14 protein-coding genes are annotated in these 13749 nt (G+C 62.7%); 11 read left to right on the forward strand and 3 right to left on the reverse strand.

Annotated features, from left to right (window positions below; translation table 11 throughout):
* Nucleotides 1–3 precede the first annotated feature (3 nt).
* Nucleotides 4–972, forward strand: a complete 969-nt coding sequence (dapF, locus tag QRN04_RS13940; RefSeq protein ID WP_284976618.1) for a diaminopimelate epimerase — start codon at nucleotides 4–6, stop codon at nucleotides 970–972.
* On the opposite strand, the gene QRN04_RS13945 is transcribed toward dapF, so the two are convergent.
* Nucleotides 944–1567 carry a class I SAM-dependent methyltransferase gene (locus QRN04_RS13945; protein ID WP_284976619.1) on the reverse strand — a complete coding sequence of 208 codons (624 nt, stop codon included), beginning with the start codon at nucleotides 1565–1567 and terminating at the stop codon, nucleotides 944–946. The genes dapF and QRN04_RS13945 overlap by 29 nt on opposite strands.
* A 537-nt stretch (nucleotides 1568–2104) precedes the next feature.
* Between QRN04_RS13945 and hflX the strand changes: the two genes are divergently transcribed.
* Nucleotides 2105–3667: a GTPase HflX gene (gene hflX / locus QRN04_RS13950; protein ID WP_284976620.1), complete on the forward strand. Its 1563-nt coding sequence runs from the start codon at nucleotides 2105–2107 to the stop codon at nucleotides 3665–3667.
* Nucleotides 3660–5723 carry an ATP-dependent DNA helicase gene (locus QRN04_RS13955; protein ID WP_284976621.1) on the forward strand — a complete coding sequence of 688 codons (2064 nt, stop codon included), beginning with the start codon at nucleotides 3660–3662 and terminating at the stop codon, nucleotides 5721–5723. The genes hflX and QRN04_RS13955 overlap by 8 nt, the downstream gene beginning before the upstream one ends.
* A gap of 29 nt (nucleotides 5724–5752) precedes the next feature.
* Here QRN04_RS13955 and lexA read toward each other — a convergent pair whose 3' ends face one another.
* Entirely contained in the window at nucleotides 5753–6499 is a 747-nt protein-coding gene (gene lexA, locus QRN04_RS13960) for a transcriptional repressor LexA (protein ID WP_284976658.1), read from the reverse strand.
* Between the two features lie 433 nt (nucleotides 6500–6932).
* Between lexA and QRN04_RS13965 the strand changes: the two genes are divergently transcribed.
* From QRN04_RS13965 to QRN04_RS14000, 8 genes are all read left to right on the forward strand, one after another.
* Nucleotides 6933–7265, forward strand: a complete 333-nt coding sequence (locus tag QRN04_RS13965) for a LysM peptidoglycan-binding domain-containing protein (protein WP_284976622.1) — start codon at nucleotides 6933–6935, stop codon at nucleotides 7263–7265.
* Nucleotides 7266–7369: 104 nt separating this feature from the next.
* The gene (locus QRN04_RS13970; protein ID WP_284976623.1) at nucleotides 7370–8488 is read left to right on the forward strand and encodes a histidinol-phosphate transaminase; all 1119 of its coding nucleotides are present in this window, start codon (nucleotides 7370–7372) and stop codon (nucleotides 8486–8488) included.
* A gap of 46 nt (nucleotides 8489–8534) precedes the next feature.
* Nucleotides 8535–9161, forward strand: coding sequence for an imidazoleglycerol-phosphate dehydratase HisB (hisB, locus tag QRN04_RS13975; RefSeq protein WP_284976624.1), 627 nt, complete (start codon nucleotides 8535–8537; stop codon nucleotides 9159–9161).
* On the forward strand, nucleotides 9158–9904 hold the full coding sequence (gene hisH / locus QRN04_RS13980; protein WP_284976625.1) for an imidazole glycerol phosphate synthase subunit HisH: 747 nt from the start codon (nucleotides 9158–9160) through the stop codon (nucleotides 9902–9904). Before hisB ends, hisH begins: the two co-directional genes overlap by 4 nt.
* Nucleotides 9905–10063 carry a CG2302 family histidine operon protein gene (locus QRN04_RS13985; protein WP_284980028.1) on the forward strand — a complete coding sequence of 53 codons (159 nt, stop codon included), beginning with the start codon at nucleotides 9905–9907 and terminating at the stop codon, nucleotides 10061–10063.
* Nucleotides 10064–10153: 90 nt separating this feature from the next.
* Complete coding sequence (gene priA / locus QRN04_RS13990) at nucleotides 10154–10894, forward strand: bifunctional 1-(5-phosphoribosyl)-5-((5-phosphoribosylamino)methylideneamino)imidazole-4-carboxamide isomerase/phosphoribosylanthranilate isomerase PriA (RefSeq protein WP_284976626.1); 741 nt, start codon at nucleotides 10154–10156, stop codon at nucleotides 10892–10894.
* Nucleotides 10894–11781, forward strand: a complete 888-nt coding sequence (locus QRN04_RS13995) for an SseB family protein (RefSeq protein ID WP_284976627.1) — start codon at nucleotides 10894–10896, stop codon at nucleotides 11779–11781. The genes priA and QRN04_RS13995 overlap by 1 nt, the downstream gene beginning before the upstream one ends.
* Before the next feature lie 52 nt (nucleotides 11782–11833).
* Nucleotides 11834–13138, forward strand: a complete 1305-nt coding sequence (locus QRN04_RS14000) for an MFS transporter (protein ID WP_284976628.1) — start codon at nucleotides 11834–11836, stop codon at nucleotides 13136–13138.
* 90 nt (nucleotides 13139–13228) lie between these two features.
* Here the strand turns inward: QRN04_RS14000 and QRN04_RS14005 are convergent, their stop codons facing one another.
* The gene (locus tag QRN04_RS14005) at nucleotides 13229–13627 is read right to left on the reverse strand and encodes a DUF1844 domain-containing protein (protein ID WP_284976629.1); all 399 of its coding nucleotides are present in this window, start codon (nucleotides 13625–13627) and stop codon (nucleotides 13229–13231) included.
* Between the last annotated feature and the right edge of the window lie 122 nt (nucleotides 13628–13749).

Consider the following 13749-nt stretch of genomic DNA (forward strand, 5'->3'; position numbering starts at 1 on the left):
TCCATGGATGAAACCACCACCTTTCCCGCCCAGCAGCCAGCAGCTGTAGGCGACTCCACGCCACTCGCCGGCCTCGCGGGACTGGCGTTCTCAAAGGGGCATGGAACTGGCAACGACTTTGTCCTCATCGCGGACCCTGGAGACGCACACGAGGTGACGCCGGAGCAGGTGGCATTGTTGTGCGATCGCCATGTGGGCGTTGGTGGCGACGGCCTCATTCGCGCCGTTCCGTCACGTTTCCTTCCCGAGGGCAGGGCATTGCTGGAGCAGGACCCGGCCGCGGAGTGGTTCATGGATTACCGCAACGGTGACGGTTCCTTGTCTGAGATGTGCGGCAACGGTGTCCGCGTCTTCGTGCAATTCCTCATCACTGAGGGCTTGGTGGATCTGGGGCAGGGACAAACCCTGACCATCGGTACACGCGGTGGCGTGAAGAAGGTAGTGCGGACAACCACCGGGTATGCAGTGGATATGGGCCCGTGGGAGTTCATCTTTCCCCGTGAGGCCACCAGTAAAGCCATGGACGCCCTTGTCAGCGCCGAGGGGCTGGAAGTTGCACGTCCGGGCCTGTCCGTGAGTATGGGCAACCCCCACACCGTAGTGGCGCTGGCCGAGTTGGCCGAGCTGTCCGCAACGCAACTTTTCAAGGCACCGGTGGTGGAGCCCAAGCCAGTCAACGGAACGAACGTGGAATTTGTGGTGCCCGCTGAGCCTTTGGTGGAGGACGGCGTCGGAACCATCACCATGCGTGTCCACGAACGCGGAGTGGGCGAGACCCAATCCTGTGGCACGGGCGCCTGCGCCGCGGCCGTTGCCATCCGTCATTGGGCTGGCCCTACCGCGCCCAACGACTGGCATGTGAAGGTCCCCGGCGGGGTGGTGGGCGTCAAGTTCTTCCCCGGTGCTGGCGGGCAGGAGCACGTGGAACTGAGCGGCCCCGCCGTCATAGTTGCTTCTGGGACGCTTTCCTGACCCGAAGGATCCTGAAAGATTTTGACGTACTTTCACGCGAAACCGTGAAACTCTCATCCAGTTCCGAAGCGAGCCACCGTTGCAGTGAGTCGGCGCCCAGGTTCTTCTGAACCACGAGCCAGGCGTTTCCGCCCGGTGCGAGTCGCGGCAGCCACGTAAGCAAGAGGGAATGGAGTTCATCTTTGCCGATGCGGATCGGCGGGTTGGACCAGATGGTATCGAACTCGATGCCCGGATCCACTTCGTCCGGCAGGCTCGCCGTAACGTTGCCCAGACCGAGCAGGGCAGCGTTCTCATTGGTCAGGGCGATGCAGCGTTCGTTTACGTCGACCGCGTGGACTGTGGCGTGGGGTGCCTTCAATGCCATGGTCAGCGCGATAGGACCCCAGCCGCAGCCGATGTCCAAGAGGTTCCCACGCGGGGACGGAGACGGGACCTCGGAAAGCAGTATCAGTGTTCCCTTATCCACCGCATCAGGGCTGAAGATCCCGGAGGAAGTCTGCAGATGCCGTGTTTCTCCGGCGAGTTCCACGGTGAGGGGCTTGCGGGTGAACGGTCCGGCCGGTTGGGCACTGAAATAGTGAGCAGACTCCATAATTTGCCAGATTAGTTGGCTGTGGGCCGCTTGGGAAACTGCAGCCTCCGGGGCCCGATTTGACGCGAATGATAAGATTAACTACATGATCTTGAATTTTCAGTAGCCGTTTGAGCTTCCGGTGCAATGATTGCCGGATGATCCCAGACAACCGGTCCCACAGCGATGCAGGTCCCGTTCGGCGCAAGTCCGCCCACGCCGGGCCTTTCCGCAGTCCAAGGTCCGTCCGGCAACCTCCCGCACACCATTAATTTTGGATGCGGGAGTCCCTGAAAATCACGTCCCCTGATGCCCGGCATTTTGCCCGTAGTGCAGCATCCCACCGGGGAAACCGTTTTTGACCGGCCGGCCACCCTTTCCTGCGGAACACTTCACATCTTGATCCGCCAGCAGCCGCGCGCCCGAACCCTGTGTTCGGCCCGCCGCGGACAACACACAGGAGGCCCATTGGCCCAGCCAGGTCAGCCCAGCGCGAAGAGTGCCCCGTTGAACAGCAATCAGCACTATTCTGGAATAGCCGAACAGTCTAAGGAGACCATGACCACCCAGAAGCACTCCGGATCCGATTCCGACGCCCAGGACATGAGTCCTGAACAAATCCAGGCCGTCATCGACCGGATACTTTCCAAGGATGCACCTGAGCAGCCAGCAAGCCGTGAGGACCCCCAGGGCGTCTTCGGCAAGGCGCAGGCCATTTCCGCTTTGGACCAAGAACACAGCATTTACGACGGCGACCAGCAAGACCTGGCCGAGCGGCGCGCCCTGCGCCGCACCGCGGGTCTCTCTACCGAACTCGAAGATGTCACCGAGGTTGAATACCGGCAGTTGCGCCTTGAACGCGTGGTCTTGGCCGGCCTGTGGACCGAAGGTACCCTGGCCGACGCCGAGAACTCGCTCCGTGAGCTTGCGGCCTTGGCAGAAACAGCTGGTTCCGAGGTTCTCGACGGTTTGGTGCAGCGCCGGGCGAAGCCTGACCCGGGTACGTTCCTTGGTTCGGGCAAAGCGCAGGAACTCAAGGACATTGTGTCCGCCACAGGTGCCGATACCGTGGTGGTCGACACCGAACTCGCGCCTTCCCAGCGGCGTGGCCTCGAGGACATTGTCAAGGTCAAGGTTGTCGATAGGACCACCTTGATTTTGGACATTTTTGCCCAGCACGCCAAGAGCCGCGAAGGTAAGGCACAGGTGGAGCTCGCCCAGCTCGAGTATCTTCTCCCGCGCTTGCGTGGTTGGGGTGACTCGATGTCCCGGCAGGCCGGTGGCCAAGTGGGTGGGGCCGGTGCAGGTATGGGCTCGCGTGGTCCGGGTGAAACAAAGATCGAACTCGATCGCCGTCGCATCCGGACCCGGATGGCTAAGCTTCGTCGTGAAATCGCGGCAATGAAGCCGGCGCGTGAGACAAAGCGGGCCAACCGCCGTCGTAATGCTGTTCCGTCTGTAGCGATTGCCGGGTACACCAACGCCGGAAAGTCGTCGCTGCTGAACCGCCTGACGGACGCAGGCGTGCTCGTGGAAAACGCGCTGTTCGCCACCCTGGATCCCACGGTTCGCAAGGCGCAAACACCGGACGGCATCGGTTACACGCTCGCGGACACCGTCGGGTTTGTTCGTTCGTTGCCGACGCAGCTGATTGAAGCATTCCGCTCCACCCTGGAGGAAGTGGCGGATGCGGACTTGATCCTGCACGTCGTGGATGCTTCGCACCCGGACCCCGAGGGGCAGATCGCGGCAGTGCGGTCCGTGTTCAGCGAGGTGGACGCACGCAAGGTCCCCGAGATCATTGTCCTGAACAAGGTCGATGTCGCCGATCCCTTCGTGGTGGAGCGCCTCAAGCAGAAGGAACCCCGGCACGCGGTGGTGTCCACCCGGACCGGACTCGGAATCTCTGAGCTTTTGGAGGAGATCAGCCGGTCCATTCCGCGGCCTGGTGTTCGGCTTGAAATGCTCATTCCTTACGAGCGCGGCGAGATGATCAGCAAGCTGCACAGTTCCGATGCTGAGATCCTGAGCCTGGACCATGAAGAAAGTGGAACGCGCGTCGTGGCGATGGTCCGGGAGGGCCTCGCTGCCGAACTGGAGTCATTCGTCAGTAATGGTTGAGAATGTCGCGGCGGACGCCGTCGAGTCGGTGGGGGAGAAGTTCACCCTGGAATTGCTGGACCGCGCTGTCTCCGGCATGGGTGGTCAAAGCCGTGCCGGCCAGCATGAGATGGCCAAGCACGTCGCCCGGGCCATTGAAACCGGTGAGCATTTGCTGGTCCAAGCCGGAACGGGAACAGGTAAGTCCTTGGCTTACCTGATTCCTTTGATCGCCCATTCCATGGTCAGCAACAAACCGACACTGGTGTCCACCGCAACCCTGGCGTTGCAGACGCAGATCGTTGGCCGGGACCTTCCCCGGTTGCTGGAAACGATCAGCCCTGCGCTTGAACGCCCGGTCAACGTTGCGCTGGTCAAAGGCCGGGCCAACTACGTCTGCTTGCAGAAGCTCGACGGCGGATTTCCCAGCGAGGAGCCCTCCGAGGGCCAACTGTTCTCACTCGGTGAGGACACCAGCGTCCCGCACTTCGCCGCCTCCATGGGGGGACCTTCGTCCCAACTTGGCAAGGAAGTGGTGCGGCTTCGGGAGTGGGCGGAAAAGACCACCACGGGGGACCGGGATGAGCTCATGCCCGGCGTGACGGACAGGGCATGGCGCCAGGTGTCCGTCACGTCCATGGAGTGCCTGGGGGCACAGAAGTGTCCGATGGCTGAGGAGTGCTTCAGTGAGCTGGCGCGATCCCGCGCTGGGGAGGCCGACGTCGTCGTGACGAATCACGCGATGCTGGCCGTCAGCGCCTTCGAGGGCCTCGCTGTTCTGCCCGAGTACGACGTCGTTGTGGTGGATGAGGCACACGAGCTACAGGACCGCGTCACGGGCGCAGTCTCGGGCCAGCTCTCAGTCGCCATGGTCCATGCTGCAGCTTCAAGTGCCCGAAAGCACACCGCCATCACCGTTGATGCACTCAACGCCGCTGCCGATCGATTGGATATGGCGATCGCCGGAGCGCCGAACGGGCTGCTGCCCAACGGACTCGATGACGAACAACTCGATTGCCTGGACCAGTTGCGCGAGGCAACGCGCGCAGCGCTCTCGGATTCGAAGCCGGATTCCTCGGGATCAAACTCTGCCGACGGCGGGAGGCAGCTGGCGCGCTCGCGGCTCATGCTCATCCTGGAACTCTGCGAACGGCTGCTCGCCGCCAAGGAGAATCGGGAGGTGGTCTGGTTCTCGCGCAACAGCACCTTCGACCCCCAGCAGGGGTACTCCCAGCCGGACGAGACCGCACCGGCCCTCATCAATATCGCGCCCCTGAGCGTCGCGGGAAGGCTCCGGGAAGGCCTGTTCACGGGCCATACAGTAGTACTGACGTCGGCTACGTTGGCAATCGGTGCTGCGTTCGAACCTGCGGCCGGCGGGCTGGGCCTCTTGGGCGACGGCGCGCCGAGTTGGACCGGGATCGACGTCGGTTCCCCCTTTGACTACCCCAAACAGGGGGTCCTCTACGTGGCGAAACACCTGCCGAAGCCAGGCCGCGGTACTTCCTTGGAGGCCTTGGATGAATTGGAGGACCTGATTCGGGCCTCCGGCGGCGGGGCCTTGTGCCTCTTCTCCTCGCGCCGGGCCGCGGAAGAAGCCGCTGATGCCATGCGGCTGCGGCTGGATGTGGATATCCTCTGCCAAGGCGAGTCCACAATGGCGGCCCTGGTCAAGCAATTCGCCGACGAGCCGGACACTTGCCTGTTCGGAACCATGTCTCTGTGGCAAGGAGTGGACGTTCCGGGAGGTTCCTGCCGCCTGGTGGTGATTGACCGTATTCCTTTCCCCCGCCCGGACGACCCGTTGATGACGGCGCGCTCCAGAGCAGTCGCACAATCCGGCGGCAACGGCTTCATGGCAGTCTCGGCGACACACGCGGCCATCCGTTTGGCACAAGGCGCGGGCCGGCTCATCCGCTCCACAGGGGACCGGGGAGTTGTGGCGGTCTTGGATCCCAGGCTTTCGACAGAACGCTACGGGGCGTTCCTGCGGGCAGCACTGCCGCCGTTCTGGCCCACGGTGGACCGAACGGTGGTAAGGGGTGTACTGGAGCGCCTGAGTAGGAAGAGCGCCTGAGTAGGAACTGCGCCTAGAGGGAACTGCGCCTACAGGGAACGCAGTACCGAGACGACCTTGCCCATAATGGTGGCCTGATCACCGAGGATGGGCTCATATTGGGTGTTTTGTGGCAGCAACCACGTGTGGCCGTCCCGTTGGCGGAACGTCTTCACGGTTGCTTCGTCATCCAAGAGGGCAGCGACGATGTCGCCGTTGATGGCGTCGTTTTGCCGTCGCACCACCACCCAGTCACCGTCGCAGATGGCGGCGTCGATCATTGAATCTCCGGCAACCTTGAGCATGAACAGTTCGCCGTGTCCCACGAGCTGTCGTGGCAGGGGAAGGACATCTTCCACTGTCTGATCGGCCAGGATCGGCCCACCGGCTGCGATGCGGCCTACCAACGGCACCATGGCTGTGTCGCTGGCGCTGGCCAGTTCGGTGACCGCGAGCCCACCGGCACTCCGAAGGCGGGCAGGTTCCTCAACCCCGGGAATGGGCCCGCCGCCGTCGAGGGTCAAGGGCATCAGGACTTCCATTGCCCGAGGGCGCTTGGGGTCCCTGCGAAGGTAGCCCAGCTTCTCCAGCTGGGTCAGCTGGTGGGTCACGCTGGAAAGGCTCGCAAGGCCCACCGTATCCCCGATCTCACGCATGCTGGGCGGATATCCATTGTCATTGACCGAGCGCTGGATGGTCTCGAGGATCTTCTTCTGCCGGACCGTCAGGCTCTTGGGGCTCTTTTGAGGCTGTTGGCTACGCAGGGGAGCGCTACCTCCTGTGGCTTTCGCTGCCATGTTTGCCAATGCCTTTCCGTCCGGACCGGGCGCGATACGGACCGCGCCGATGATGCCGGGCCTAAAAAATGTCAGACCCTGTTGGTTCACTGAAACAGTGGCTGCTTCTTCCATCAAACGTAGGGCAGGCACGGACCTTTATCAAACATTTGTTCTAGCGAGTCTCGACACCGTTCGTTGATAAGTGCTAAAAAGGTCTTAGCAAGGTTCGAATATGTGTTCTAACAACACCGCAAACCGTGCCGATGTTCGAAGAAAGTGTTCGAACGGTTCGGGTGGCGTCGGGAGAGCATACGGAATTGACCGCCGCGCATCGGACACCGGGGCACGGCAATCGCTCAGAAGGGCAAAGCTCATGTCTGCAATATCAACGCTTGAGGGTCTTCTCGGAGGGCCAGCGCCTGCACTTGCAGTTGCGCAGTCGGCACCAGTCATGGACGTGAAATCGAAGTCCACGCGGCTTCGCCTGACGCGCAGGGGGCGGATCGTCTTCTTCGGCATCCCCGCAATGCTGCTGGTGGCCGCGTTGATCACCCTTCTTGGCTTCGTCACTTCCCCGGCAAAAGCCTCGGACACCCAGGCTCAACTGCGTCCACCGGTTGCGATCTCCGTCACGGTTCAGCCCGGGGAGTCCCTGTGGGGCATCGCGGGGGCGGCCGCGCCCGGCCGGGATCCCAGGGATGTCATTGCCGAGATCATCCAGCTAAATGACCTCAGCGGCGGCAGCATCCATCCCGGCCAGAAGTTGTTCGTTCCAGCCGGCTAGAGGGCCGTGCCCAGGGAATCTGGCAAGTGTCCGGGCATACCCGTCGCGCGGTCCAAGGGGTCACAGTTACGCACCCATCCACGGAGGCCCTTAAACTGGAAACTGTGAGTGACAAGCTTGAGCGACTCGACCGACTTCCCCTCCGGACCAACCTGCGTGGACTGAGCCCTTACGGGGCGCCGCAGCTGGATGTGCCTGTTCTACTCAATGTCAATGAGAACACCCATGGCGTGCCGGTGGATGTCCAGGCAGCCATTACGGAGGCGGTCGCAGCCGCGGCCACTGGACTCAACCGCTACCCCGACAGGGAGTTCACGGAGCTGCGCCAGGCCTTGGCGGAATATCTCGGTCACGGGCTCGCTCCGGAGAACATCTGGGCGGCCAATGGCTCAAATGAAGTACTGCAACAAGTCCTCCAGGCCTTCGGCGGTCCTGGCCGCAAGGCTCTGGGTTTCCCGCCCACGTACTCCATGTATCCGCTGCTGGCCAGCGGCACTGACACCGAATACGTCCGCGGTTTCCGCGCGGCGGACTACGGCTTGGATGCGGCCTCTGCCGCGGCGCAAGTACGCGACACCGCCGCGAACATTGTTTTTCTCTGCTCTCCCAACAACCCCACGGGGACCGGGCTTACTCTCGACGTCGTCGAGGCCGTGTACAACGCCGGTGAAGCAAGCCAGGCCATAGTGATCGTTGACGAGGCCTACCACGAGTTTGCGCACGACAACACGCCCAGTGCCCTGACCTTGCTGCCAGGCCGCGAGCGGTTGATCGTTTCCCGAACCATGAGCAAGGCGTTCGCCTTGGCTGGCGCCCGTCTCGGTTACATGGCAGCCGCACCGGAGGTCACCGACGCGATTCGGCTCGTCAGGCTCCCGTACCACTTGTCCGCGATCACCCAGGCGACTGCCCTGGCCGCGCTGAACCACCGTGAGGCCTTGATGGCTGACGTTGAAGACATCAAGATTCAGCGCGATCGTATTGTGACTGAGCTCTTGCGGATGGGCCTTAAGCCGTCGGTGTCTGACTCGAACTATGTCTTCTTCGGTGGCTTGGACAACCCGCATGAAGTGTGGCAGGGGCTTCTCGACGCCGGTGTACTGATTCGCGACGTCGGTATCCCGGGCCACCTGAGGGTGACAGCGGGTACTGAGAAGGAGACCACTGTCTTCCTTGAGGCCCTGGAATCCCTGCTGCACGGACCAGCCGCCCCGCACGCCTAAACTTGTCTATAGACCCAACCCATTCTTCGTGTATAAGGACGTCCCAATGAGCGAAACCGGCTCAGTGCCCACCGCTGCCCGCACCGCGCGGCTCGAGCGCACCACCAGCGAGTCCTCCGTTCTGGTGGAGATCAACCTGGACGGCACGGGTGTCTCCGAGATCAGTACGTCGGTTCCTTTCTACGACCACATGCTGACTGCCCTGTCCAAGCACTCCTTGATCGACATGACCGTCAAAGCCACTGGGGACACCCACATTGACGTGCATCACACAGTGGAAGACGTGGCCATCACCTTTGGAGAGGTGCTGCGCACCGCATTGGGGAACAAGGCGGGCATCCGTCGCTTTGGCGAGGCAACGGTTCCTTTGGACGAGGCTTTGGCACAGGCCGTCGTCGATGTTTCGGGCCGTCCGTACCTTGTCCACGGCGGTGAACCTGCCGGCCAGGAGTACCACTTGATCGGCGGGCACTTCACTGGGTCCTTGACCCGGCACGTCTTTGAAGCGATTACCCTCCACGCCGGTATCTGCCTGCACATGAACGTTCTCGCCGGCCGGGATCCGCATCACATCGTCGAGGCCCAGTTCAAGGCGTTTGCACGCGCCCTGCGCTCGGCAGTTGAGTCCGATCCCCGCGTTGAAGGCATTCCCTCCACCAAGGGCGCACTGTGAGCGGCCAGTCTGTGGCCGCTGGTGCCGTCACGGATGCCATAGCCTCGCGGAAGCCGGAATCTCCCGATGGCAAGCCGACGGTGACAGTGCTGGACTACGGTTCCGGCAACGTCCGGTCAGCCGTTCGGGCACTCGAGCGTGCCGGAGCGCATGTGATTCTCAGTGCCAAGCCCGAGGACGTCCTGAATGCCGATGGCCTGGTGGTTCCCGGCGTCGGCGCTTTCGAGACCGTCATGCGGGAACTCAAGGCCGTTGACGCCATCAGGATGATCGGGCGCCGCGTCGCAGGCGGCCGTCCCGTGCTGGCCATCTGCGTCGGGTTACAGGTTCTCTTCGAAGCCGGGGTGGAGCACGGCACCGAATCCGAGGGCATGGCCGAGTGGCCTGGCAAGGTGGAACTCCTTCCTGCCGCAGTGGTCCCTCACATGGGCTGGAACACCGTTGACGCGCCGGAAGGCTCCAAACTGTTCGCCGGCGTCGAGCAGGAACGCTTCTATTTCGTGCACTCGTACGGTGTACAGGAATGGAATTTCGACGTCGTCCAGCCTCGCATGGCTCCGCCCATGGTGACGTGGTCCGAGCACGGCGCACGTTTTGTTGCCGCCGTCGAGAACGGGCCCCTTTGCGCCACGCAGTTCCACCCGGAAAAGTCCGGCGACGCCGGGGCGCGGCTCCTGCGCAACTGGGTGGATGGCCTGCGCAAGCAGCAGCCACTCGTTGACCCTGGAACGGGAGTGGCCTAAATGTGGTCCGTGCTCCTGATGGGACTCGGTGGCCTGATGGTTGGCGGAGGAATCTCCTTCCATCAACAGAACAAGCCCCGATGGGTCTCGATTTCCTTCTATGCGTTGGCGGCGATGTCCCTGCTGGCGGCCTACCTGCTCACGCTGCCGGGCAAATGACCGTGATCAACTGATCAGGATCCACTGATCACGCCCAACTCCGCTTCTGTCTCTGAACCGCTGCGTTCCCCTGACTCTCCTAGGACCTACATGACCACCTCACAGCCCATCCTGGAACTCCTGCCCGCCGTCGACATCGTTGAGGGCCAAGCAGTCCGGCTTTTGCAAGGTGAAGCGGGCTCGGAAACCAGCTACGGGACGCCCTTGGAAGCTGCGCTGAACTGGCAGGAAGCCGGTGCCGAATGGGTCCATATGGTAGACCTCGACGCAGCTTTCGGGCGCGGTAACAACGCGGACCTTATCAATGAGGTTGTCTCTCAACTCGACGTCAAGGTGGAATTGTCCGGCGGGTTGAGGGACGACGAGTCCCTCGAACGCGCCCTTGGCCTCGGCGTCGCCCGCGTTAATTTGGGAACTGCAGCTCTGGAAAATCCTGAATGGACCCGCCGCGCCATCGAACGCTTCGGTGACAGGATCGCGGTCGGGCTGGACGTTCGCGGCACCACATTGGCTGGCCGCGGCTGGACGAAAGAGGGCGGAGACCTGTGGGACGTCCTGGCCCGCCTTGAGGACGCCGGATGCGCCCGCTACGTGGTCACCGATGTCACCAAGGACGGTACTCTGCAAGGCCCGAACGTTGAGTTGCTGCGCCAAATGGTCGAGAAGACCGGCAAGCCCGTGGTGGCCTCCGGCGGAATATCGAGCCTGGAAGACCTCCGGGTGTTGCGTGAGCTGGTTCCCATGGGTGTCGAGGGTGCGATTGTGGGCAAGGCGCTGTACGCAGGCGCGTTCACTTTGCCCGAGGCCCTGGATGTTGCCGGCCGCCGCTGATGGCCGAGGAATCACGACGACGGGAACTGCCGGGGCATATCGCGGCGGCACTGGCCGGTGCTGGCGGAGCAACCGATTCAGCAGGCCAGCCGTGGGCCGGTCGAAGCCTCAGCGGGAATCACGCCGTCATCCATAATTTCGACAACGACGACGGACAGCCCGACGCCGGGTACCTCGCCGCGGTCGGAGCGTTGTTGGATGGCACCGGCAGCGAGGCCGATGTTGTGGCCTCCCTGGCGACGGCGAGGGTCTTCGTTCCTGTTGTGGCGCAGCTTGCTGAAGAAGCCGAGGGCGTTGACGGGTTGCATGCCGATAAACAAGCCGATATGGCCTTGGTCACCCTCACGGCTCCGGATGGCCGCAGGGCCATGCCCGTGTTCACCTCCTCCGCTGCCTTGGAGAACTGGCACACCGAGGCGCGTCCGGTGGCCGTTTATGCTGCTCGTGCAGCGCTGTCCGCAGTGTCCGAGAATGCCCAACTGCTGGTTGTCGATCCAGGTTCGGCATACACCTTCGTGGTGCGACGCCCAGCTATGTGGGCCTTGGCGCAGCAGCGGGACTGGACGCCGTCATACCTGGATGATCAACTGGAGTCTGCTCTCGCTTCAGCTGCTTCCGATTTCCCTGCAGTGCGGCGGCTGGAAATCAGACCCGGGGGAGGCCTCGCCTCTTTGACGGCGGACGGCCGTTCCGTGTCCGGTGGCGGTCCGGGGCCGGAACTGCAGGTAGTCCTGTTCCTCGACGACGGGCTGGATGCCACGGCGATTCAAGCCCTGGTGGGCGGCCTCAATGAAGCGTGGGCGGGGTTGGAGTTGTTCGCTGAGAACGTGGACTCCATGGAAGTGAAATTGCAGCGCGCGGCGCAGGAGCCGCAGTTGCGTCAGTAAGGCAGTACCGGTTTCCCGGGACTGCCCCGGGGGGAACCAGAGGAATCAACGCGTGAACTTCGCTCTCTACAAAGAGATGTTGGCCATCCGACCTGTCCGGCGTTTGTTGGTGGTGGGCATGGTGGCCCGCATACCGCACTCTGCAGCCGGTGTGCTGCTGACTTTGCATATCGTCCTGACCCTGGGGGAGGGCTACGCCGCTGCCGGCGCGGCCGCCGCGGTGATGACCATTGGCATCGCGGTGGGAGCTCCATGGCGCGGCCGGCGGGTGGACACCGTGGGGCTTCGGAAAGCGCTGATTCCTTCGGTGGTATCGGAAACCGTTATCTGGTCGATCGTTCCGCACGTCCCTTACGAATGGCTGCTTCCCCTGGTTTTCGTGGGGGGACTCTTCACACTGCCGATATTCAGCGTGGTCCGCCAATCCTTGGGAGTGTTGGTGGACGGTGAGCAGCGGAGGTCAGCTTTCGCGCTCGATTCGATCGCCACGGAGATCGTGTTTATGATCGGACCGGCCGTCGGCGCCATCGTTGCGACCAGCGGGTTCGCTGCGGTGGGCCTCACCGCCGTCGGGGTTTCCGTCTCCGCGGCAGGTTTGTTCCTTATGTGGTTCAACCCGCCCACCCGCAGCGATAAGGCGAGCACGCCGCAGGAAACGCTCGAACAAGCGGCAGCCGATCTGGCCGCAGCCGAGGCCGCGGTCGTCGCTTCGGCGCCCTCCCATGTTCAGGAAGCAGCATCCGAGATGGCTTCTTCCCGGTCAAGGGCGTCCGTCATGCGGGGCCGTGTGGCAAGGAATTTCAGTTGGTTTACCGTTGCGGTGGCGGCGTTGTTTGCCGTTGCGGCAGGTTCCGGGATGGTGCTGAGTGGTTCCGATGTGAGCATTGTCGGCCTGCTGCAGCGCGGTGGAAACCAAAACCAAATCGGAATCGTGTTCTTCTTCTGGTGCGCATCCTCCGTGGTGGGAGGGCTGATCTATGGAGCCATGAAGCGTCCAATATCACCGATGCTCCTGCTCCTTGGCATGGCCGCCCTGACGATTCCCATGGGATTCGCGCACGACACCTGGACCTTGGCATTCCTATCCCTGTTGCCGGGATTGCTGTGCGCACCGGTCCTGTCTGCTTCCTCCGAAAAAGTTGCCGACCTCGTGGATGAGGAGCGCCGCGGCGAAGCCATGGGATGGTACGGCTCCGCATTGACCGCCGGCGTAGCCCTCGGCTCACCTCTTGCAGGAGTTTTCATCGACGCGGTGGGACCCTCGGCCGGGTTTGCGGCAGTTGGTGTGGCAGGCGTGGTGCTGTGCGCTGCCGGATTCGCCCTCATGTCGCTGCGGCGCCGCACGGCCCGCGTCTGACAGCAGGAAACGTCGACGGCGGCCAGCACCTGGTGGGGCTGACCGCCGTCGGCAGTTCTGTGGCCTGAGCCGATCTTTTCTTTCCGCTGGCTAGTTCACCGGTCCAGTGAACTTTTCGCCCGGGCCCTTGCCTGGTGCATCGGGGATGATCGAGGCCTCGCGGAAGGCCAATTGCAGGGAGCGCAGTCCGTCACGCAACGGACCGGCGTGCTGCGAGCCAATTTCCGGGGCGGCCGCCGAGACCAGGCCGGCCAGTGCAGTGATCAACTTACGTGCTTCATCGAGATCTTTGAGGTCTTCAGCGTTCGGATCGTCAGCAAGGCCGACCTTCACGGCCGCGGCACTCATGAGGTGTACCGCGCCGGTGGTAATGACTTCCACAGCCGGGACCTCGGCGATGTCGCGGATCTGCTGGGACACCCCGGCGTCAGCGGCGGAGGTGGCGTCGCCGCCAAAGGAGTTACGGGAATTGCTGTCTTCAGTACTCATACTGGTAAGCTTGTCACAGACCAACTGGAAGTCGTTATTTGCAGATGTTGGCCAGCAGTCAATCTTCCCGCCGCGTGGAATGTGCGCATGGCGGGTTGTTTCTGTAGAATCGACTTTCAGTT

This window comes from Arthrobacter sp. efr-133-TYG-104 (assembly GCF_030208915.1).
Taxonomy (GTDB): Bacteria; Actinomycetota; Actinomycetes; order Actinomycetales; family Micrococcaceae; genus Arthrobacter.

What these genes read in the sequence shown, in the direction of transcription:
- dapF (WP_284976618.1), top strand. Translation starts at nt 4, where the DNA reads ATGGATGAAACCACCACCTTTCCCGCCCAGCAGCCAGCAGCTGTAGGC.
- QRN04_RS13945 (WP_284976619.1), bottom strand. Translation starts at nt 1,567, where the DNA reads ATGGAGTCTGCTCACTATTTCAGTGCCCAACCGGCCGGACCGTTCACC.
- hflX (WP_284976620.1), top strand. Translation starts at nt 2,105, where the DNA reads ATGACCACCCAGAAGCACTCCGGATCCGATTCCGACGCCCAGGACATG.
- QRN04_RS13955 (WP_284976621.1), top strand. Translation starts at nt 3,660, where the DNA reads ATGGTTGAGAATGTCGCGGCGGACGCCGTCGAGTCGGTGGGGGAGAAG.
- lexA (WP_284976658.1), bottom strand. Translation starts at nt 6,499, where the DNA reads ATGGCAGCGAAAGCCACAGGAGGTAGCGCTCCCCTGCGTAGCCAACAG.
- QRN04_RS13965 (WP_284976622.1), top strand. Translation starts at nt 6,933, where the DNA reads ATGGACGTGAAATCGAAGTCCACGCGGCTTCGCCTGACGCGCAGGGGG.
- hisB (WP_284976624.1), top strand. Translation starts at nt 8,535, where the DNA reads ATGAGCGAAACCGGCTCAGTGCCCACCGCTGCCCGCACCGCGCGGCTC.
- QRN04_RS13985 (WP_284980028.1), top strand. Translation starts at nt 9,905, where the DNA reads ATGTGGTCCGTGCTCCTGATGGGACTCGGTGGCCTGATGGTTGGCGGA.
- priA (WP_284976626.1), top strand. Translation starts at nt 10,154, where the DNA reads ATGACCACCTCACAGCCCATCCTGGAACTCCTGCCCGCCGTCGACATC.
- QRN04_RS13995 (WP_284976627.1), top strand. Translation starts at nt 10,894, where the DNA reads ATGGCCGAGGAATCACGACGACGGGAACTGCCGGGGCATATCGCGGCG.
- QRN04_RS14005 (WP_284976629.1), bottom strand. Translation starts at nt 13,627, where the DNA reads ATGAGTACTGAAGACAGCAATTCCCGTAACTCCTTTGGCGGCGACGCC.